Source organism: Azospirillum sp. UENF 112521 (assembly GCF_058780665.1).
Window position 1 is genome coordinate 117,851 of the sequence record NZ_JBSNCI010000005.1, and the last position, 21,014, is coordinate 138,864.

Below are 21,014 nucleotides of genomic sequence, written 5' to 3' on the forward strand. Positions count from 1 at the left end.
CATCGGGGCATGCGGTTGGGAAAGGCTGTGTCTTGAACTCTGCCCGCAACGGTCTCACAACTTCATGACAGCCTTACCAACGACGCGAGCCGAGCAGACCCATGCGCATTCTGGTCGTCCAGAACAGCCGTACCGCCCCCATCGGTCTGGTGGGCGATGCGCTGACAGACAACGGCGCCACCCTCGTCACCATCGCCGCCAACGAGGGGGAGGCGATCCCCGACAAGGACGGCTATGCCGGACTGGTGGTGCTGGGCGGTCCGCAGGACGCCTGGGACGATGAGAAGGGGCCGCATTTCGGCCGGGTGATCGAGACGATCCGCGACTTCACCGAAGCCGACCGGCCGGTGATGGGCATCTGCCTGGGCGCGCAGCTGGCGGCCCGCGCCTATGGCGCCAAGGTCTACCGCCACACCATTCCGGAACTGGGCATCCACCGCGTCAGCCTGACCGACAGCGCGCAGGACGACCCGCTGCTTGGCGGCTTCGGTTCCGAACTGAATCTCGCCCAGTGGCATTACGACACCTTCGAGTTTCCCGAGGGCGCCGTGCCGCTGGCCTACAGCGAAGCCTGCGACCGCCAGGCCTTCCGCCTCGGCCGCGCCACCTATGCCTTCCAGTTCCACCCTGAGGCCACCGGCGACATCCTGCGCGGCTGGGCCTCGCGGATCAGGGAAGAGGCGCGGCAGAACAATGCGGAGATGCTGCACGGGCTGGAAGACTCGATCGTCACCCATCTGCCGGTGGCGGAGCAATTCACCCGGGAGATGACCCGGCGCTGGCTGGATCTGGCGCGCTGACGGTTTCCGCGAAGCGGGCCAGCAGGTCGGGGGTGTCCACGTCGTAGAGGATGCCGGCATCGTCGACCGGCACCTCGCACAGCCGGTCGGCATGCTGGCCGATCAACCGCTTGGCACCGGCGTCGCCGCTCAGCCCCGCCATTTCGGTGAAGAAGGCCCGGTCCCACAGCACCGGATTGCCCTGCTTGCCGTGGGTGGTCGGGATGCAGATCGCGCGGCCTTCCAGCGGGCTGTAGGCGGCGATCAGCCGGTCGATCACGGCGGACGCCACCCGCGGCATGTCGCCCAGGCAGACGACCACCGCGTCAGAGTCGCCCGGCATCGCCGCCAAACCGGCACGCAGGGAGCTGCTGAGACCCTCGGCGAAGGCGGGGTTGTGGACGAAGGTGACCGGGCGGTCGGCCAGCGCCCGCGCCACACGCTCCCCCTGATGACCGGTGACCACGATCACGGTGGCGGCCTGCGAGGCGAGGGCCGCATCGACGGCGCGGGCGACCAGCGGAGCGCCGTTGACCTCCGCCAGCAGTTTGTTGGTCTGTCCCATGCGGCTGGAACGGCCGGCGGCCAGCACCAGCGCCGTGACGCGCGGCGCCCGTGGCGCTTCCGTCGCCACGCCGGCGCGCGGCAGCGGGCGTGTCGGGATCTCCGCAAGCAGCCCGCCGACGCCCATCCGCATCACCTCGGCCCGGCTGGGCGGAATGCCGGCGGCGATGCGCTGCAACACCCAGTCGAAGCCATTCAGCTTGGGCGAGCGCGCACAGCCCGGCAGCCCCAGCACTGGTTTACCGTCGCGCCGCGCCAGCAGCAGCAAATTGCCGGGATCGACGGGCATGCCGAAATGTTCCACCACGCCGCCGGCCCGCCCGATGGCGGCAGGCAGCACGTCGCGGCGGTCGGTGATGGCGGAGGCGCCGGCAATCAGCAGCAGGTCGGCGGTCGGTGCCCCGGCGATCTGCGCTGCCAATTCCGCCTCGTCATGGGCACAGCGCGAGTCGTGGATCAGCGTGCCGCCGATGGCCTCGACCCGCTCCCGCGTCACGGCGACGGTCTTGTCGAGAACGCTCTCCTTCACCCCCGGAAGCCGTGTCTGGATCAGCGCCACCGACAGCGGACGGTAGGGCAGGACGGCCAGCGGGGGCGGTCCGTCCATGGCGATCCGCTCAGCCTGCTCCACCGCGCCGGCGGGGGCGGCAAAGGGGATGATCTTGACGGTGGCCAGCATCTGTCCGGGCTCGACCGGGGCGAAGTCGGGCAAGGTGGCGATGGTGACGCTCTCGTCGATCTCGTTGATCGCGTCGATGCGGGATGGGGCAAGCCGCAGCAGGCCGTGCAATTCGGCGAACAGGTTGACCCGGCCGGTGAAAGCGGCGGCGACCTGGACGGCGTCGCCCGCCACGGCGGCAGCGATGCGGTTGGCGGCGGCATCCTCGCCGATGTCGCTGTCGGACAGCTTGGCGGCGATCACCTCGGCGATGCCGGCCTCGCGCAGGGCTTCGACGTCATCGGTCGACAGCCGGCGGCCCTTCTTGAAGGCGATGGAGCCCAGACGCAGGGAATGGGCGAGAATCGCGCCCTCGGCGTCGGACAGGGGAAGCGGGCCGAAGAACATGGGGGCTCCGGATGGGCGCGGTCGGTGTTCACCGACGGATATGGCGACCGGGCCGGAGCGGGGCAATGGGCGGAAGGTGTGGGGTGGGGGAGGCGTTCATGGCTCCTCCACCCCGGTCCTCAGCCCTCAGCAGGGATGGTTCTCTCCCCGCCGCACGCAGGTGATCTGGCCCATGATCGCAATGGCGATCTCCGCCGGGGTGACCGCGCCGATGGAGAGGCCGACGGGACCGCGGATGCGCTTGACCTCGGCTTCGCTCAGCCCCTCGTCGCGCAGACGGTCGAGGCGCAGGGCGTGGGTGCGCTTGCTGCCCAGCGCGCCGACATAGAAAGCGGGGGACCGCAAGGCGGCGATCAGCGCCGGGTCGTCCAGCTTCGGATCGTGCGTCAGCGTGACCACGGCGGTGCGGACGTCGGGCTTCAGCTCTGCCAGCGCCTCGTCCGGCCAAAGATGGTTCAGCTTCACGCCGGGAAAGCGCGCCTCGGTGGCGAAGGCGCCGCGCGGGTCGACCACCGTCACGTCATAGCCGGTCAGCGCCGCCACCGGGGCCAGAGCCTGGGCGATGTGCACGGCGCCGACGATCAGCAGCCTCATGGCCGGGTTGTGGACATGGACGAACAGCCGGAAGCCGTCCTCGTCCTGCGGATCGACCAGCAGGCCGGACCGGTCCTGGCGGATGCGCCGGCGCACCTCGTCCAGCAGGTCGGGCTCCAGCCCGAAGCCGCCATGCACGGTGTCTTCGAAAACAAGCGTCTGGAGGCCGCTGTTAAGATCGGTCACCAGGGCAGCCGGAATTGCGTCGGCCTTCGCCGCAAGCAGCCGGTCCAGAATTTCGCGTTTCATTCCACGGCCTCGACATAGACCTGCACCTGTCCGCCACAGGCCAGCCCGACTTCCCAGGCCATTTCGTTGGTGATGCCGAAGGACAGCAGACGCGGTTCGCCGTCCTCCATCGTCTTGGCCGCCTCATGCGCCACGGCGCTTTCGATGCAGCCGCCGGACACGGAGCCGGCCATGGACCCGCGGTCGTCGACCGCCATCTGGCTGCCGACCGGCCGCGGCGAAGAGCCCCAGGTCGACACGACGGTCGCCAGGGCCACCCTGCGGCCGGCTGTCCGCCATGCGGCTGCCTGCTCCACGATGTTGTCCGCCATCAGGGTGTCGTTCATCCCGCCGCCTCCTTCAACCAGCGGCGCAAGCCCGGGCTACGACGCGGACCGTCGGCCGACAGGGCGCCGGCCAGATCCGCGAGGCTGTTCAGGCTGTGGGCCGCGAGAAAATCGTCCACATGCGGCAGCAACGCCCGGATGCCTGAGGACTTCGGCGCGAAGCCTTCCCAGCGCAACAAAGGATTCAGCCAGACGAGCCGCCGACAGCTTTTGTGCAACCGTTCTGCTTCTGCCGCAAGCCCTTCCCCTGCATCCCTGTCCAGCCCGTCGGTAATGAGAAGAACCACCGCGCCCTGGCCCAACACCCGGCGTGCCCAGGTCCGGTTGAAGGCGTGCAGCGCGGTGCCGATCCTGGTGCCTCCCGACCAGTCGGCGACCGCTCCCGAAACGGCGTCCAGCGCCACATCGACGTCCTTGTGCCGCAGGTGGCGAGTGATGTTGGTCAGCCGCGTGCCGAAGACGAAGCTGTGGACCCGGTCGCGGTCGTTGGTGACCGCATGCATGAAATGCAGCAGCATCCGCGAATAGCGGGTCATCGAACCGGAGATGTCGCACAGCACCACCAGCGGCGGCGGCCGGGTGCGGCGGCGCTTGCGGGCAAGGTCCGACAGGTCGCCGCCGCTGCGCAGCATCCGCCGCAGCGTGGTACGCGGGTCCACCCGCGGTCCCGCCGGGTCCGAACGGTGGCGCCGCGTCGTGACCTCCGCCAGCGGCAGGGCGAGGCGGGCGAGCAGGCGCTTGGCCTGCGCCATCTCCTCCCCCGTCATCTTCTCGAAATCCTTGTCCTGCAAACGCTCGGCGGTGGAGACGGTGAAGGAGGCATCGATCTCGATCTCCGTCTTTTCCGGCTCCTCCTGTCCGGTGCCGCTGCCGTGCAGGGCCTCGGCAAGGCGCTGGGCCATTTCCGGCTGGTCGGGCGGCGCCTCCGTCCGCACCTTCGGCAGCATCAGCGACATCATCTTCTTCAGGATGTCTGGATTGCGCCAGAAGACGTGGAAGGCCTGGTCGAACAGCTCGCTCTGGTCGTGGCGGTTCACGAAGATGGCGTGCAGCGCCCAATAGAAGTCGGTGCGGTTTGACAGCCCGACCGCCTCCACCGCCTCCACCGCTTGCAAGACCTTGCCCGGCCCGACCGGCAGTCCGGCGGCGCGCAACGCGCGGGCGAAATGCATCAGATTGAGCGTGAGGCGACCGGCCGGCGCGTCGTCCGTCATGACAGCCTCACCGGGCGGTGGTGGCGGCCAGCTCGGTCTTGACCTGGGTCAGGATGCGCGCCGCCTCGCTGCCCTGGATGCGGGCGATGTCGTCCTGGTATTTCAGCAGCGTGCCTAGCGTGTCGTTGATGACGGAGGGCTCAAGCTCCAGCTGGTTCAGCTCGACAAGAGCCTGCGCCCAGTCCAGCGTTTCGGCCACACCCGGCGCCTTGTAGAGGTCCATGCCGCGCAGTGTCTGGACGAAGCCGACCACCTGGGCCGCCAGCCGGGCATCGGCCTGCGGCGCCTTGACCGACAGAATCTCCCGCTCCCGCGCGGCGCCGGGGTAATCGACCCAATGGTAGAAGCAGCGCCGCTTCAACGCGTCGTGGATCTCGCGCGTACGGTTGGAGGTGAGGATGACGACGGGCGGTTCCGGTGCATGGACGGTGCCGAATTCCGGAATCGAGACCTGATAGTCGGACAGGATTTCCAGCAGATAGGCCTCGAACGGCTCGTCGGTGCGGTCCAGCTCATCGATCAGCAGCACCGGCGGTCCGGCAATGTCCGGCTCAAGCGCCTGGAGCAGCGGCCGCTTAACCAGGAAGCGCTCGGAGAACAGGTCGGAGGCCAGCGAGTTGCGGTCCTGCCCGCCGGACGCCTCCGCCAGCCGGATTTCCATCATCTGGCGGGCATAGTTCCATTCATAGACGGCCGACGAGGCGTCCAACCCCTCATAGCATTGCAGTCGCAGCAGCTTGCGGCCGAGCGTCGCCGACAGGACCTTGGCGATCTCCGTCTTGCCGACACCGGCCTCGCCCTCCAGGAACAGCGGGCGCTTCAGCTTCAGCGCCAGGAAGAGTGCTGTCGCCAGCGAGCGGTCCGCGACGTAATTGCCGCGGGTGAGAAGCGCCAGCGTGTCATCGACGGAGGCGGGGAGGGCTGCGGTCATCAATTACCTTCAAGGCTCAATCCGCAAATCCGCCTCTCCCCCCTGGGGAGAGGTCGGGCGGCGAAGCCGACCGGGTGAGGGGGGCGGACCCTCTCCCTCGGGGAGAGGGTGGCGCCAAGGGCGCCGGGTGAGGGACTTTGCATCGCTTGGATGCTCCACGCAACGCATCCCCCTCACCCTAACCCTCTCCCCAGGGGGGAGAGGGGACTTTCCCGATCACCCCGCCGCTTCCACCGCGCGCTTCGCCATCACGGTGACGAGGTGGGCGCGGTAGTCGGCGCTGGCGTGGATGTCGGCGTTCAGGCCGTCGGCGTCCACCGACAGGCCGTTCAGCGCTTCGGCACGGAAGTCGGCGGCCAGCGCCGCCTCGAACGCCTCGGCGCGGAAGACGGAACCGGCGGCACCGGTCACCGCCACCCGCACGTCGGCGCCGAACTTCGCGACGAAGACGCCGACGATGGCATAGCGGCTGGCCGGGTTGCGGAACTTGGCGTAGGCCGCCTTGTCCGGCCGGGAGTAGCGGACCGACTTGAGGATTTCGCCCGGCTCCAACGCGGTTTCGAACATGCCGGTGAAGAAATCGTCGCCGGAGATGGTCCGGCGGTCGGTGGTCACCGTGGCCTTGAGCGCCACCACGGCCGACGGGTAGTCGGCCGACGGATCGGCGTTGGCGATGGAGCCGCCCATCGTGCCCATGTTGCGGACCTGACGGTCGCCGATGCCCTCGGCGAGGCTGGCGAGCGCCGGGATCACCCGCTTGACGAGGTCGGAATGGGCGACCTCGGCGTGACGGGTGAAGGCGCCGATCTCCAGCCCACCATCGGCCTCACGGATGCCCTTGAGTTCCGGAATGGCGCCGAGGTCGATCAGGTCGGTCGGGCGGGCGAGGCGCTGTTTCAGCGTCGGCAGCAGGGTCTGGCCGCCACCCAGCAGCTTCGCCTCTTCCGCCTGGATGGCTGTCGCCGCGTCAGCGAGCGATGTCGGCCGTTGGTAGTTGAAAGCGTACATTCTCCAGCCTCCTTCTTCTTCGGCCGTCTTATTCCGCCGCCATTGCCGGAGCAGGGGCAGCGTCGCGGATGGTCCGCCACACCTTTTCCGGCGTCGCCGGCATGTCCATGTGGGTGACGCCGTAGTCAGACAGCGCATCCACCACCGCGTTCATCACGGCGGCGGCGGCGCCGATGGTCCCGGCCTCGCCGCAACCCTTCACGCCCAGCGGGTTGTGGGTGCAGGGCTGGTCCTCGTGATAGCGCACGGTGAAGGATGGGACATCGTCCGCACGCGGCATGCAATAGTCCATGTAGGAGCCGGTGACGAGCTGGCCCGACTCCTCGTCATAGACGCAGTTCTCGTACAGCGCCTGACCGATGCCCTGGACCAGGCCGCCATGCACCTGCCCCTCGACGATCAGCGGGTTGATGACGTTGCCGAAATCGTCCACCGCGGCGAAGCTGACGATGGTGGTGACGCCGGTGTCCGGATCGATCTCCAGCTCGCAGACATGGCAGCCGTTGGGGTAGGTGAAGTTCTTTGGGTCGTAGAAGGCCTGCTCGTCCAGACCCGGCTCCAGCTCGTCGAGCGGGAAGTTGTGCGGGACATAGGCTTGGAGGGCGATGTCGCCGATACCCAGGCTCTTGTCGGTGCCGGCGACGGTGAAGCGGCCCTCCTTTACCTCAATGTCGGTCTCGGCGGCTTCCAGCATGTGGGCGGCGATCTTCCTCGCCTTGCGCTCCACCTTGTCCATCGCTTTCACCAGGGCCGAGCCGCCGACCGCGAGCGAACGCGAACCGTAGGTGCCCATGCCGAAGGGGATCTTATTGGTGTCGCCGTGGACGATCTCGACATTCTCGATCGGGATGCCGAACCGCTCCGCCACGATCTGGGCGAAAGTGGTCTCATGGCCCTGGCCGTGGCTGTGAGCGCCGGTGAAGACCGTCACCGAACCCGTTGGATGGAAACGGACTTCCGCGCATTCATAAAGTCCTGCGCGAGCGCCGAGCGCACCGGCGACATTGCTGGGCGCGATGCCGCAGGCTTCGATATAGGTCGCGAATCCGATGCCGCGCAGCTTGCCGCACGCCTTCGATTCGGCACGGCGCTGCTGGAAGCCGGGGTAATCGACCAGCGGCAGGGCGATGTCGAGATTCTTGGCGAAGTCGCCGGTGTCGTATTGCAGCGCCACCGGCGTCTGGTAGGGCATCGCCTCCTTCGGCACGAAGTTGCGGCGGCGGATCTCGGTCTTGTCCATGCCCATCACACCGGCCGCGACATCGACCAGCCGTTCGATCAGGTAGCAGGCTTCCGGCCGACCGGCGCCGCGATAGGCGTCGACGGGAGAGGTGTTGGTGAAGACCGCCTTCACCTCGGCATAGATCGCCGGGGTCTTGTACTGGCCGGCCAGCAGCGTGGCGTAGAGGTAGGTCGGGATCGACGGCGCGAAGGTCGACAGATAGGCGCCGAGATTGGCCAGCGTCGAGACGCGGAGCGCCAGGAAATTGCCGTCGGCATCCATCGCCAGTTCGGCATGGCTGACATGGTCGCGGCCATGGGCGTCGGTCAGGAAGCTTTCCGAACGGTCGGCGGTCCATTTCACCGGCCGACCGACCTTGCGCGCCGCCCAGGTGACCACGGCCTCCTCGCCGTAATGGAAGATCTTCGATCCGAACCCGCCGCCGACGTCGGGGGCCACCACGCGAAGCTTGTGTTCCGGAATGCCCAGCACGAAGGCGCCCATCAACAGGCGGGTGACGTGCGGGTTCTGGCTGGTGGTGGTCAGGGTGTATTCGCCGTTGGACTGGTCGTATTCGCCCATCGCCGCCCGCGGTTCCATCGCGTTGGGGACCAGGCGCTGGTTGACCAGATCGATCTTCGCGACATGGGCCGCATTGGCGAAGGCGGCATCCGTCGCGGCCTTGTCGCCGAGATGCCAGTCGTAGCAGACATTGTCCGGCGCATCGTCATGGACCAGCGGCGCACCGCCGGCGACCGCGCGGGTTGAGGACCCGACCGCCGGCAGTTCCTCGTAATCCACCACCACCATCTCGGCGGCGTCGCGCGCCTGCTCGCGGGTCTCGGCGATGACCACCGCCACCGCGTCGCCGACATAGCGCACGCGGTCGCGCGCCAGCGGATAATGCGGCGGCTCCTTCATCGGCGAGCCGTCCTTGGAGTGGATCTGCCAGCCGCAGGGCAGGCTGCCGACCTTGTCGGCCTCCATGTCGGCCCCGGTCAGCACGGCGACCACGCCCGGCATCGCCGCCGCGTCCGTGAAGTCGATGCCCAGGATGCGGGCATGGGCGTAGGGCGAGCGCACATGGACCGCATGGGTCATGTTCAGGCGCTTGAAATCGTCGGTGTAATTGCCGCGGCCGGTCAGAAAACGCTGGTCTTCGCGCCGGCGCACCGAGGCGCCGATGCCATTGGGGTTCGCCATCTCGTGTTTCCTCCCACAGGAACGCTGAAGATGCGGAAATGCCTGATCTGAACTCTGTTCTGTTGCGGGCGTTTCGCCCTTATTCGGCGGCCACCGGCGTCGCCTGTGCCCCCGCCATCGCGTCGGCCCCCGCCTTCACCGCCTTGACGATGTTGTGATAGCCGGTGCAGCGGCAGATGTTGCCCTCCAGCCCCTCGCGGATTTCGGCCTCGGTCGGGTTGGGGTTGTCGCGGACCAGATCGACCGCGCTCATCACCATGCCCGGCGTGCAGAAGCCGCATTGCAGGCCGTGATGTTCGCGGAAGGCGGCCTGCATCGGGTGCAGCGTGCCATCCGCCGCCGCCAGACCTTCGATGGTCATGACCTCCGCCCCGTTGGCCTGGACGGCCAGCGTGGTGCAGGACTTGACCGACCGGCCGTCGACATGGACGACGCAGGCGCCGCACTGGCTGGTGTCGCAGCCGACATGGGTGCCCGTCAGGCCAAGATGCTCGCGCAGGAAGGCGACGAGCAGCGTGCGCTCCTCCACCTCGCGCGAGACCGTCTTGCCATTGACGGTCATCGAAACGGTACAGGACATCGGTTTTCCTCCCGCTGGCTGAAGTCTGGCTTGCAGTCGTATGGCGTGCAGTTGGGACTTATCACTGTCGATTGACGCGCCGTTGGCCGAAGCCATGGGGATGTCCGCTTTGGCCGGCGGTCTTGCGCCACAAGGATAGGGGGTGTCTGCCCTTCGAGGTCAAGGAGCCTGTGCATGGCTTGGCCGAAAGAATGGCATTGCAACCATCGTTATGTCGGATTGTACGTACTGGCGCGCAATTTTGTGGCGCGTTACAGTGGGTTGGGGCTGCCCACGCTCTGTGGGCCCAAAATAAATCCGCCCGGCAACGATCCGGGCACGGCAATGATGACGGGGAGAGCCACCATGAATCGCCCATCTGTGAAGCGTCGCGTCCTGGCCCTGTGCACGGCCGCGGGCTTCGGCATCGGTCTTGGCTTCGCCGCACTTCCGGCGCAGGCGGAGGCCTTCATCACCGTCCTGACCGGCGGCACCAGCGGTGTCTATTATCCCCTCGGCGTGGCTCTGTCGAACGTGTACGGCAAGGCGCTGCCGGGGGCGAAGGTGACGGCGCAGGCGACGAAGGCGTCGGTCGAGAACCTGAACCTGCTCCAGGCCGGCCGCGGCGAAATCGGCTTCACTCTGGGCGATTCGCTGAGCGATGCCTGGAAAGGCAACGAGGAGGTCGGCTTCAAGCAGAAGCTGGACAAGCTGCGCACCATCGCCGCCATCTATCCCAACTACATCCAGGTCGTCGCCGCCAAGGAATCGGGCATCAAGACGCTGGCCGACCTGAAGGGCAAGCGGGTGTCGGTCGGCGCGCCGAAGTCGGGGACGGAGCTGAACGCGCGGGCCATCTTCGGCGCCGCCGGATTGGCCTACAAGGATTTCGCCAAGACGGAATATCTGCCCTTCGGCGAGTCGGTCGATCTGATCAAGAACCGCCAGCTCGATGCGACGCTGATCTCGGCCGGCCTCGGCGTGGCGGCGATCAAGGATTTGTCCTCGTCGCAGGAGATCACCGTCGTCAGCATTCCGGCCGAGCTGGTGCAGAAGGTCGGCGACGCCGCCTACATCACCGAAACGATCCCGGCCGGCACCTATCCCGGCCAGACGGAAGCCGTGCCGACCGCCGCGGTGCGCAACCTGCTGGTCAGCCATTCCGGCGTGTCGGACGATGCCGCCTATGCGATGACCAAGACGCTGTTCGAGAATCTCGACGCGCTGGCCGCCGCCCATGTCGCCGCCAAGCAGATCAAGCTCGACCAGACCGCCACCCAGTCGCCGGTGCCGCTGCATCCGGGCGCCATCAAGTATTTCAAGGAAAAGGGGCTGATGTAAGAATCCGACGGGCGGAGAAGCCGTGGTGAACGCACAGAAAAATCAGGCGGACTCCGAGATCCGCCAAGCCATCGACCGGGAAAATCCGGCGACCGTGGCCGCATTTGAAGGATTCGACGGGCGGGCGGTCTTCGCCATCGCCGTCGCCTTCTCCGCCTTCCAGATCTGGACCGCCGCCTTCAACCCGGTTTCCACCATGGTGGTGCGGGCGGTCCATGTCGGTTTCCTCCTGCTGATGACCTTCACCCTGTTCGGCTTCCACCAGACGGCGGAGCGCCGGCGGGTTCCCTGGTACGACTGGCTGCTGGGCCTGACCGCCTTCGGCGTCGGCCTCTACCATTACGTGTTCGAGGTCGACCTGATCCAGCGGGCGGGCGACCCCAACACCACCGACCTGATCGTCGGCACCATCGCCGTGGCGCTGGTGTTCGAGGCGGCGCGGCGCATCATGGGGCTGGCTCTGCCGATCATGTGCGGGGTGTTCATCCCCTACGCCCTGTTCGGCCGGCATCTGCCCTTCGGGCTCGCCCACCGCGGTTACGACATCGATCAGGTGATCGACAATCTCTACCTGTCGACGGAGGGGCTTTACGGCACGCCGACCTTCGTATCGGCCAGCTACATCTTCCTGTTCATCCTGTTCGGCGCCTTCCTTGAGCGCGCCGGCATGATCAAGCTGTTCAACGACGTGTCGCTCGGCCTCGTCGGCCATGCCAAGGGCGGTCCGGCCAAAGTGGCGGTGATCTCGTCCGGCCTGATGGGCACCATCAACGGGTCGGGCGTCGCCAATGTGCTGACCACCGGGCAGTTCACCATCCCGCTGATGATGCGCTTCGGCTATCGCCCGGCCTTCGCCGGCGCGGTGGAGGCGACGGCCAGCATGGGCGGGCAGCTGATGCCGCCGGTGATGGGGGCGGCCGCCTTCATCATGGCGGAGACCATCGGCGTGCCTTACAGCGAGGTCGCCATCGCCGCGGCGATCCCCGCCATCCTCTATTTCGGCAGCGCCTTCTGGATGGTCCATCTGGAGGCGGGCATGCGCAACCTCGTCGGCCTGCCCAAGGACCAGTGCCCCAGCGCGCTGCGCGCCGTGGTGGAGGGCTGGTACCTGATTTTGCCGCTGGCGGCGCTGATCTACCTGCTGTTCTCCGGCTTCACGCCGCTGTTCGCCGGGGTGATCGGCATCGCGGCGACGGCGGCGCTGATCCTCGGCACCACCATCGTCGGCACCATCGGGCCGATGGCGTTGCGCGTCGCCTTCTGGGTCGCGGTCGGCCTTGTCGCCGCCGGCTTGTGGAAGCTGGGCTTCCGGACCGAGCATCTGGCCTTCACCATGGTGGTGCTGCTCATCATCCCCTGCCTGCTGTTCAAGGGCGGCCGGCAAACCCTGGTGCTGGTGGTCAACAGCATCGCCGACGGTGCCAAGAACGCGGTCGGCGTCGGCGTCGCCTGCGCGCTGGTCGGCGTGCTGATCGGCATGATGACGTTGACCGGGCTTGCTTCCAGCTTCGCGTCCACCATCGTCGACTGGTCGGGCGGCAATCTGCTGGCGGCGCTGGTGCTGACGATGATCGCCTGCATCGTGCTGGGCACCGGTCTGCCGACGACGGCCAACTACATCATCACCGCGTCGATCGCGGCGCCGGCCCTGCTGACCATGGGCGTGCCGCTGATGGTCAGCCACATGTTCGTCTTCTATTTCGGCATCATGGCCGACCTGACCCCGCCGGTCGCCCTGGCGGCGCTGGCGGCCTCGTCGATCTGCAAGGCCGACCATATGGAGATAGGCTGGATCGCCACGCGGGTGGCGATGGCGGGCTATGTCGTGCCCTTCATGGCGGTCTACGACCCGGCCCTGGTCCTGCAAGGCGGGAGCTGGCTGGCGGTCGCCTATGTGTTCGTCAAGGCCTGCGTCGCCATCGCCCTGTGGGGGGCCGCCACCATCGGCTTCTTCTGGACGCCGCTGTCGCTGGTCGCCCGCCTCTATGCCGCGGCAGCGTCCTTCCTGTTCATCGTGGCGCTGCCCCTGACGGACGAGGCCGCCTTCGTCATGACCGTTCTGTTCCTGCTGTGGCAGCACCGGCGCCGGAGCGTGCCGACCGCCGCCGCAGCCTGAGGTGGGCGGTCTCTGCCTGTTCGCTCTCGGCGGTGCGCTGCTGGCGTCGCTGCCGGGGGCGGCGTTCACCCTGTCCTGGACCCACTCCATCGAGAAGACGGAGTGGCGGGAGCAATGGAGCGTAGACTCGGGACGGTTGCGCCTGGTCGAGGCCCGCATCCGCGGTACCGGCGCTGGCATGGAGCCCGGCCCGGATGCCCGGATGACCGAAGATGGCTGGATGGCCTGGACGCCGGAACTGCCACCGCAGGACAGCGTCACGCTGGCCGCATCCGGCTTCACCGCAGACCATCGGTTGTGTGCGGGCAGCGAATGCCGGCCGCTGTCGGACTGGACGGGGATGGCGGACCGGGCAATCACCCTGCGGGCCTGCCCATAGGGCCGGCGCATACCCGATTACGAAAGTTCATGGCGCCGCCGCCCCTTCCGGCTTGGCTTAGGCTGCGTCAGTCCGCATACTCCCGTTCCTTTCGTCAGCCTATTTTCCGGACCGATGATCAATTCTCCCACGCACCGACGCCGCCCATCCATCCTTCCGACCGCCGTCGGCGTGACACTCGCCGTCGGCGGCGTGCTGCTGGGCACGCATGGGGTGCACGCCGCAGAGGTGGCGGCGAAGGTCGCTCATGCCGGCGTCCCGCATCTGGATGGACGGCTGCTGAGTGCGGCGTGGGTGGTGCCCTTTGCGGGTATCCTGCTGTCGATCGCGCTGTTCCCGCTGTTGGCGCCGATGGTCTGGCACCATCATTTCGGCAAGATCTCCGCGGCCTGGGCCTTGGCCTTCCTGGTCCCGTTCGCCGCAACCTTCGGGGTTGACCTCGCCACCTACGAACTGCTGCACACGGTCCTGCTGGAATATATCCCCTTCATCGTGCTGCTGACCGCGCTGTTCACGGTGGCGGGCGGCGTGCGGCTGACCGGGTCTCTGGTGGGGACGCCGATGGCCAACACGGTTGGGCTGGCGCTGGGCACCATGCTGGCCAGCCTGATGGGGACCACTGGCGCCTCGATGCTGCTGATCCGCCCGCTGCTGCGCGCCAACGAACATCGGCGCCACAAGGTCCACACGGTCGTCTTCTTCATCTTCTTGGTGTCGAATGTCGGCGGGTCGCTGACCCCGCTGGGCGACCCGCCGCTGTTCCTGGGATTCCTGAAGGGCGTCGATTTCTTCTGGCCGACGGTCCATTTGCTGGCGCCGATGGCCTTCCTGTCTGGCCTGCTGCTGGCGATCTATTTCGTACTCGACCTCTTCCTGCACACCCGCGACCCGGGCAAGCACCCGCTGATCGAGGGCGTGCACGAACGCGAACCGATCCGAATCGAGGGCAGCGTCAACCTGCTGCTGCTGATCGCCATCGTCGGCGCGGTGCTGCTCAGCGGCATCTGGCATCCGGGGACGGGCGTCACGCTGTACCATGTGACGGTATCGCTGGAGACCATCGTGTCGAACCTGCTGCTGCTGGGCATCACCGGCCTGTCGCTGGCTCTCACCAGCAAGCAGAGCCGCCGCCTGAACGGCTTCAGCTGGGGGCCGATCCTGGAGGTGGCGAAGCTGTTCGCTGCGATCTTCCTGACCATCATCCCGGCGATCGCCATCCTGAAAGCCGGCACCGACGGCGCACTGGGCGCCATCATCTCCGCGGTGAACGAAGGCGGGAAGCCGAACCCCGCCGCCTATTTCTGGGCCACCGGTATCCTGTCCAGCTTCCTGGACAATGCGCCGACCTACCTGATCTTCTTCAACACCGCCGGCGGCGACGCGAAGGTGCTGATGTCCGATCTGTCGCTGACGCTGGCCGCGATCTCGGCCGGTGCGGTGTTCATGGGCGCCAACAGCTATATCGGCAATGCTCCCAACTTCATGGTCAAGGCAATCGCCGAGGAGCGCGGCGTCGCCATGCCCAGCTTCTTCGGCTATATGGCCTGGTCCTTCGGTATCCTGGTGCCGCTGCTGGGCCTGACCACGCTGGTCTTCTTCCTGTAACGGTCCCCAATCTGTAACAGCCTCCATCGAAACCAATCGTCACCTCCGCCGTTAACCCGCACTGGGGCCGCCTTTCCGTCCGATATCGGACGGGTGTCGCGCGGCGTAACGGCTGGAGGATGACGTGGTTTCGATGGGTCTCGGCTGGAACACGGGTGCGGGCTTCAAGGCGGGGCGGCCGATGGCCGCGCCCAGGCAATCCTGCTCGGATCAAGTCCCACTGAGCGGGCAGGGTCCATCGGCCTGATCGGCCGGAGCCTGCGCCATGAGCACGCAGACCAATCCCCGCCACCTCCACTCCCTGACCCCGCTGCGCGGCATCGCGGCCTTGTGGGTGGTGCTGTACCACTACAGCTTCCAGTATTTCCCCAACCTGCATCCCGACAGCTACACGTATCTGGTGCAGAAAGGCTATCTGGCCGTCGATCTGTTCTTCATGCTCAGCGGCTTCGTGCTGACCCATGTCTATCACGGCACCTTCACGGACTCGGTCGGCGACAAATACTGGAGCTTCCTGCGGGCGCGCATCGCCCGGCTCTATCCGCTGCATCTGGCGGTCCTGCTGCTGTTCGTGGCGACGGCACTGGCCGTCCGCGCGGTGGAATACGCCGCCACCGGCAGCTTCCCGGCAATCCCGCTGAAAGGGGCTGAATCGGTCTGGGCGCTGGTCGCCAACCTGTTCATGCTCCAAGGCCTCTATGCCAGCATGCTGAGCTGGAATTACCCGGCCTGGTCGATCAGCCTGGAGTTCATGGCCTATCTGGTCTTCCCCTTCGCGCTGCCCTGGGTCTGGCGGTCGAGCGGCCGGACGCAGGCCCTGCTGGCGGTCGGTGCATTGGCGACGCTCTTTGCGCTGGCCTGGGCGACGCAGGACAATCTGAACCAATGGGACGGGCCGCAGACTCTGCTGCGCTGCCTGCCGGAATTCCTGTTGGGCACCCTGCTCTACAGCGCCTTCCGCAGCGGGCTGGCCGCATCGGTGCTGTCGAGCGACCTGACGATGGCCGGGGTGGTGGTGGCGATCCTGCTGCTTCTGCACACCGGCGGGCCGGACCTGCTGGCCGTACCCCTGTTCGCCCTGCTGATCCTGGCGGCCGTCGCCAACCACGGCCGGGCCGCGCGGATGCTGAATGTCCGGCCGCTGGTCTGGCTGGGCGACGTGTCCTATTCGCTCTACCTGATCCATGGCTTCGTCGAATATGCGACCACGCGGCTGCTGGGACTGGGGCTCGGCATCCATGACCGCAAGGCACTGCCGGAAAGCTGGTCGATGGCGCTGCTTCTGGTGATGGTCACGGCCTGCCTGCTGATGGCCGGCCCGGCCTATCGCCGGATCGAAGTCGGCGGACGCCAATTTCTGCGGGATGGTCCGCGCTTCGGCCGGTTGACGCTGGCGACGGCAGGGCGCCGGGCGAACTGAAGCAAAAAAAGCGCCCGGGGGCCGAGGCCGCCGGGCGCAAAGGCACAGTACGAAAGAGGATCATCAGCAGTGATGATGCAATCGGGAGATCGATTGTGGCGCCACCCTGTCACTGCTCGTGTGCGCCCCCCTTGACCGCGGTCAAGCCTGAGAAAAAGAGTGGGGCATCAGTCTCCCAACGCCGGCTTCGGCAGCGCGCCGGCCATGCCGTTCTCCTCCACCTCCTCCCTTTCCGGCCGGGGCACGCGGAACCATGCTGCGTAGAGGGCCGGCAGGAAGAAGATCGTCAGCACGGTCGCACCGGCCAGACCGCCCATGATGGCGACCGCCATCGGACCCCAGAACACGCTCTGCGTCAGCGGGATCATGGCGAGGATCGCCGCGGCCGCCGTCAGGGCGATGGGGCGGGCACGGCGCACGGTCGCCTCAATGATGCTCTCCCAGCGTGACCGGCCGCCGCGGATGTCCTGCTCGATCTGGTCGACCAGGATGACCGAGTTTCGCATGATGATGCCGGCCAGCGCGATGACGCCCAGCATGGCGACGAAGCCGAAGGGCAGGTTGAACAGCAGAAGCGAGGCGGTGACACCGATCAGCCCCAGCGGCGCCGTCAGCAGGACCATGAACACGCGCGAGAAGCTCTGCAATTGCAGCATCAGCGTGGTGACCATGATCAGCAGCATCACCGGCATCATGGCGTTGATCGAATCCTGGCCCTTGGCGCTCTCCTCGATGGCGCCGCCCATGGTGATGGCGTAGCCGTCGGGCAGGGTGGCGCGCAGGGCATCGAACTGCCCGTTCAGCTGGGTGCTGACCACCGGGGCCTGCAAGCCGCCGGTCACGTCGCCCTTGACCGTCATCGTCGTCTCGCGCGCCCGGCGCCACAGCACCGGTTCCTCCAGCTCGTAGCGCACGGTGGCGACCTGGCTCAGCGGCACGGTGGTGCCGCGGCTGGTGCGGATGTTCAGCTCGCCCAGGCGGGACAGGTCCATCCGCTCTTCCGGCGTGGTGCGCAGGAGGACGCCGATCAGCTCGGTGCCCTCGCGGTACTGGGTGACGGACATGCCGTTCAGCAGCAGTTGCAGCGCGTTCGACAGATCCTGCTTCGACACGCCCAGCGCGCGGGCCTTGGCGGTGTCCACCTCCAGCCGGACGCGCTTGGACAGCTCGTCCCAGTCCAGATGGACGTTGGCGGTGTTGGGGTGGGCGCGCATGGTGTCGCGCACCTGATAGGCGATCTTGCGGATGGTCGCCGGGTCCTCGCCGGTGACGCGGAACTGGACCGGGTAGCCGACCGGCGGGCCGTTCTCCAGCCGGCTGATGCGGACGCGGGCGGCCGGGAAATCGGACTCCAGCGTCGGCTCCAGCCGCTGCATGAAATGCTCGCGCTCCTCCAGCCCCTTGGTCATCACCATGAACTGGGCGAAGTTGGCGGTCTCCAGCTGTTGGTCCAGCGGCAGGTAGAAGCGCGGCGATCCGCCGCCGGTGTAGGCGACCCAGTAATCGACGTCCGGGTCCTTGGCGAGAGCCGCCTCCATCCGCTTCACCTCGGCGGCTGTCGCCTCGAAGGAGGCGCCTTCGGCGAGCCGGATGTCGATCAACAGCTCCGGCCGGCTGGCCGATGGGAAGAATTGCTGCTGGACATGGCCGAAGCCGACGAGTGCCGTGACGAAGGCCGCCACCGTCACGCCGATGGTGGTCCAGCGCGCCCGCACGCAGGCCTCGATCATGCCGCGCAGGATGCGGTAGGCGCGGGTGTCGTAGATGTCCAGCTCGTGCCCGTCCGGCACCACATGCTTGGGCTTGGGCAGCAAGAGCCAGCCGAGATAGGGGGTGAAGATCACTGCAACCACCCAGGACAGCAGCAGCGACAGCGCCACCACCCAGAAGATCGAATTGGTGTATTCGCCGGCGGCCGAGGCCGCGAAGCCGACCGGCACGAAGCCGGCGGCGGTGACGACGGTGCCGCTCAACATCGGGAAGGCGGTGGAGGTGTAGGCGAAGGCGCCGGCCTTCAGCCGGTCCCATCCCTGTTCCATCTTCACCACCATCATCTCCACCGCGATGATGGCGTCGTCGACCAGCAGGCCGAGCGCGATGATGAGGGCGCCCAGCGAGATGCGCTGCAAGTCGATGTGCAGGATTTGCATCGCCACCAGCGTCATCGCCAGCACCAGCGGCACCGCCAGCGCCACGACGATGCCGGTGCGCCAGCCCAGGCTGACGAGGCTGACCAGGATGACGATGCCCAGCGCTTCGGCCAGCGATTCCATGAATTCGCCGACGGAATGCTCGACCACCTTCGGCTGGTCGGCGACCTGCGCCACCTCCAGCCCGACCGGCAGTTCGGCGCGGACCTTCTCCATCGCCACGTCGAGCTGTTCACCCAGCTTCAGCACGTTGCCGCCCTTCGCCATGACCACGCCCAGACCGATGGCGTCGCGGCCGTTGTAGCGTAGGGTATAGCGCCGCGGTTCGACATAGCCGCGCTTGACCTCCGCCACGTCACCGATGGTCAGCAGCCGGCCGCCGCTTTCCACCGGGATCGCGCGCACGGCCGCCGCGGTGTCGAGGCCGAGGTCGAGGCGGACATAGACGCGCTGCGATCCGGTATCGACGTCACCCGACGCGGCGATGGCGTTCTCGCGCTGGAGCGCCTGGATCACGGAGTCCACAGGCAGGCCGAAGCTGGCGAGCCGCTGGCTGGAGATCTCGACATAGACGCGCTCCTCCTGCGGGGCGATCAGGTCGATCTTCTCGACACCCGGCAGCTTCAGCAGGCGGGCGCGCGCCTGTTCGGTCACCTTCTTCAGCTGGGCAGGGGTGAAATCCTCGCCCATGAAGGCGTAGATGCCGGAATAGACGTCCCCGAACTCATCGTTGAAGAAGGGGCCGACCACGCCGTCGGGCAGGGTGTAGCGGATGTCGCCGATCTTCTTGCGCACCTGATACCACAGGTCCGCCACCAGCCGGGGCGGGGTGGAGTCCTTCAGCTGGACGAAGATCACCGACTCGCCGGGCTTGGAATAGCTGCGGGCGACATCGTAGTAGGGCACCTCCTCCAGCTTCTTCTCGATGCGGTCGGTGACGAACTGTTCGACCTCGCGCGCGGTGGCGCCCGGCCATTGGGTGCGCACCACCATCACCTTGAAGGTGAAGGACGGATCCTCCGCCCGGCCCAGGGTCTTGTAGGCCAGCGCACCCGCCAGGACGCTGGCGAGCATCATGAACAGCACCAGCGTGCGGTGGGCCAGCGCCCAGGCCGACAGGTTCATGCGGGAATGGTTCATCGCGCCGGCTCCGTCCAGACGCGGACCTTCTGGCCGGCGTCGAGCTTGTGCACCCCGGCGGTGACGACGCGCTCGCCGTCCTTCAGCCCGCCGCCGATCAGGGCGAGGTCGCCGGCATAGGCGGCGACGGTGACGGGGCGCAGCTCCAGCCGGTCGTCCGGCGCGGAGAGCACCCACACCGCCGGCCTCTCCTCCCGCTGGGCCAATGCGCTCAGCGGCAGGCGGGCGACGGGCGCGCCATGGTCGGCGGAGGCGATGACGGTCGCGGTCATGCCGAGCTGGACCGTGGGCGGCGGATCGGCCAGCGTGATCTTCGCCTGGAAGGTCCGGGTGTAGGCATCGGCGCTGGGCGAGACCTCGCGCAGGCTGCCGGCGATGCTGTGGCCCGGATGCGACCACAGCTCCACCGCCAGTTTCTGGCGGGGCAGGGCGGCGACACTCTGTTCGGGGATGTTCGCCACCGCCTCCAGGCTGCCCAGCCGGGCGACGCGCAGGGCGGTCTGTCCGGAGGCGACGACCTGTCCCGGCTCGACCAGAGTCGCGGTGACGATGCCGGCCTCGTCCGCCACCAGCGTGGCGTATTGGGCGGAGTTGTCGAGGACATGAAGCTGCGCCTCCACCTCGCGCACCTTGGACTCCGCCTTGTCCAGCGTGGTCTTGCGGCGGTCGTATTCCTGGCGGGTGGTCCATTCGCCCTGGCGCAGGCTGGCATAGCGCTGGAAATCGCTGCGGGCATTGGCTGCGTCGGCCTGGGCGGAGGCGAGCTGCGCCCGGGAGGCACGGATCTGCAAGTGAAGATCGGTGGGGTCGAGGCGGGCCAGCGGCATGCCGGGTTCGACGCGGGTGCCGACCTCCACCAGCCGCGCGGTCACCTTGCCGCCGATGCGGAAGCCGACATCTACCTCCACGCGCGGGCGGATCACCGCCGGATAGCGCACGCTGTCGACCAGCGGTTCCAGCGTGACGGTGGCGACGCGGACCGGCCGCACCTCGCCTTCCGCCGGGGTGGAGGCGGAGTGCGTTTCGTTGCAGCCGGCAAGCAGGCCCGCCACCGTCAGAAGCGCCGTTGTCGCCAGGATGGCGGACGCAAGCCGCCTTTCGCGGAACAGGGCCATACCACGTCTCCCCACTGGACTGGACTGTATCGT

16 protein-coding genes are annotated in these 21,014 nt (G+C 67.4%); 6 read left to right on the plus strand and 10 right to left on the minus strand.

The window, feature by feature from the left end; translation table 11 throughout:
* Positions 1-101 precede the first annotated feature (101 nt).
* Entirely contained in the window at positions 102-800 is a 699-nt protein-coding gene (locus tag ACWPN8_RS25500; RefSeq protein ID WP_492242758.1) for a type 1 glutamine amidotransferase, read from the plus strand.
* Here ACWPN8_RS25500 and ACWPN8_RS25505 read toward each other — a convergent pair.
* From ACWPN8_RS25505 to ACWPN8_RS25540, 8 genes are all read right to left on the minus strand, one after another.
* Positions 757-2,409 carry an NTP transferase domain-containing protein gene (locus tag ACWPN8_RS25505; RefSeq protein WP_492242759.1) on the minus strand — a complete coding sequence of 551 codons (1,653 nt, stop codon included), beginning with the start codon at positions 2,407-2,409 and terminating at the stop codon, positions 757-759. The two genes, ACWPN8_RS25500 and ACWPN8_RS25505, sit on opposite strands and share 44 nt — an antisense overlap.
* A 126-nt stretch (positions 2,410-2,535) precedes the next feature.
* The gene (locus tag ACWPN8_RS25510; RefSeq protein ID WP_492242760.1) at positions 2,536-3,252 is read right to left on the minus strand and encodes an XdhC family protein; all 717 of its coding nucleotides are present in this window, start codon (positions 3,250-3,252) and stop codon (positions 2,536-2,538) included.
* Entirely contained in the window at positions 3,249-3,578 is a 330-nt protein-coding gene (locus tag ACWPN8_RS25515; RefSeq protein ID WP_174469352.1) for an XdhC family protein, read from the minus strand. The genes ACWPN8_RS25510 and ACWPN8_RS25515 overlap by 4 nt, the downstream gene beginning before the upstream one ends.
* Positions 3,575-4,792, minus strand: coding sequence for a vWA domain-containing protein (locus tag ACWPN8_RS25520; protein ID WP_492242761.1), 1,218 nt, complete (start codon positions 4,790-4,792; stop codon positions 3,575-3,577). The genes ACWPN8_RS25515 and ACWPN8_RS25520 overlap by 4 nt, the downstream gene beginning before the upstream one ends.
* A 7-nt stretch (positions 4,793-4,799) precedes the next feature.
* Positions 4,800-5,723 (minus strand): AAA family ATPase, encoded by a 924-nt coding sequence (locus ACWPN8_RS25525; protein WP_492242762.1) that lies wholly within the window; start codon positions 5,721-5,723, stop codon positions 4,800-4,802.
* A 216-nt stretch (positions 5,724-5,939) separates the two neighbouring features.
* Positions 5,940-6,731 carry an FAD binding domain-containing protein gene (locus ACWPN8_RS25530; RefSeq protein WP_109447090.1) on the minus strand — a complete coding sequence of 264 codons (792 nt, stop codon included), beginning with the start codon at positions 6,729-6,731 and terminating at the stop codon, positions 5,940-5,942.
* 28 nt (positions 6,732-6,759) lie between these two features.
* Entirely contained in the window at positions 6,760-9,156 is a 2,397-nt protein-coding gene (locus ACWPN8_RS25535) for a xanthine dehydrogenase family protein molybdopterin-binding subunit (RefSeq protein WP_492242763.1), read from the minus strand.
* 79 nt (positions 9,157-9,235) lie between these two features.
* The gene (locus tag ACWPN8_RS25540; protein WP_492242764.1) at positions 9,236-9,736 is read right to left on the minus strand and encodes a (2Fe-2S)-binding protein; all 501 of its coding nucleotides are present in this window, start codon (positions 9,734-9,736) and stop codon (positions 9,236-9,238) included.
* Positions 9,737-10,081: 345 nt separating this feature from the next.
* Between ACWPN8_RS25540 and ACWPN8_RS25545 the strand changes: the two genes are divergently transcribed.
* From ACWPN8_RS25545 to ACWPN8_RS25565, 5 genes are all read left to right on the plus strand, one after another.
* Positions 10,082-11,056 (plus strand): TAXI family TRAP transporter solute-binding subunit, encoded by a 975-nt coding sequence (locus tag ACWPN8_RS25545; protein ID WP_423314861.1) that lies wholly within the window; start codon positions 10,082-10,084, stop codon positions 11,054-11,056.
* A 25-nt stretch (positions 11,057-11,081) separates the two neighbouring features.
* The gene (locus tag ACWPN8_RS25550) at positions 11,082-13,172 is read left to right on the plus strand and encodes a TRAP transporter permease (RefSeq protein ID WP_492242765.1); all 2,091 of its coding nucleotides are present in this window, start codon (positions 11,082-11,084) and stop codon (positions 13,170-13,172) included.
* A 1-nt stretch (position 13,173) separates the two neighbouring features.
* Complete coding sequence (locus ACWPN8_RS25555) at positions 13,174-13,551, plus strand: DUF1850 domain-containing protein (protein ID WP_109447080.1); 378 nt, start codon at positions 13,174-13,176, stop codon at positions 13,549-13,551.
* 171 nt (positions 13,552-13,722) lie between these two features.
* The gene (locus ACWPN8_RS25560) at positions 13,723-15,156 is read left to right on the plus strand and encodes a sodium:proton antiporter (RefSeq protein WP_492242766.1); all 1,434 of its coding nucleotides are present in this window, start codon (positions 13,723-13,725) and stop codon (positions 15,154-15,156) included.
* Between the two features lie 265 nt (positions 15,157-15,421).
* On the plus strand, positions 15,422-16,576 hold the full coding sequence (locus ACWPN8_RS25565) for an acyltransferase family protein (protein ID WP_492242767.1): 1,155 nt from the start codon (positions 15,422-15,424) through the stop codon (positions 16,574-16,576).
* Positions 16,577-16,743: 167 nt separating this feature from the next.
* Here ACWPN8_RS25565 and ACWPN8_RS25570 read toward each other — a convergent pair whose 3' ends face one another.
* The gene (locus ACWPN8_RS25570; RefSeq protein WP_492242768.1) at positions 16,744-19,866 is read right to left on the minus strand and encodes an efflux RND transporter permease subunit; all 3,123 of its coding nucleotides are present in this window, start codon (positions 19,864-19,866) and stop codon (positions 16,744-16,746) included.
* Complete coding sequence (locus ACWPN8_RS25575) at positions 19,863-20,981, minus strand: efflux RND transporter periplasmic adaptor subunit (protein ID WP_492242769.1); 1,119 nt, start codon at positions 20,979-20,981, stop codon at positions 19,863-19,865. Before ACWPN8_RS25575 ends, ACWPN8_RS25570 begins: the two co-directional genes overlap by 4 nt.
* Positions 20,982-21,014 lie beyond the last annotated feature (33 nt).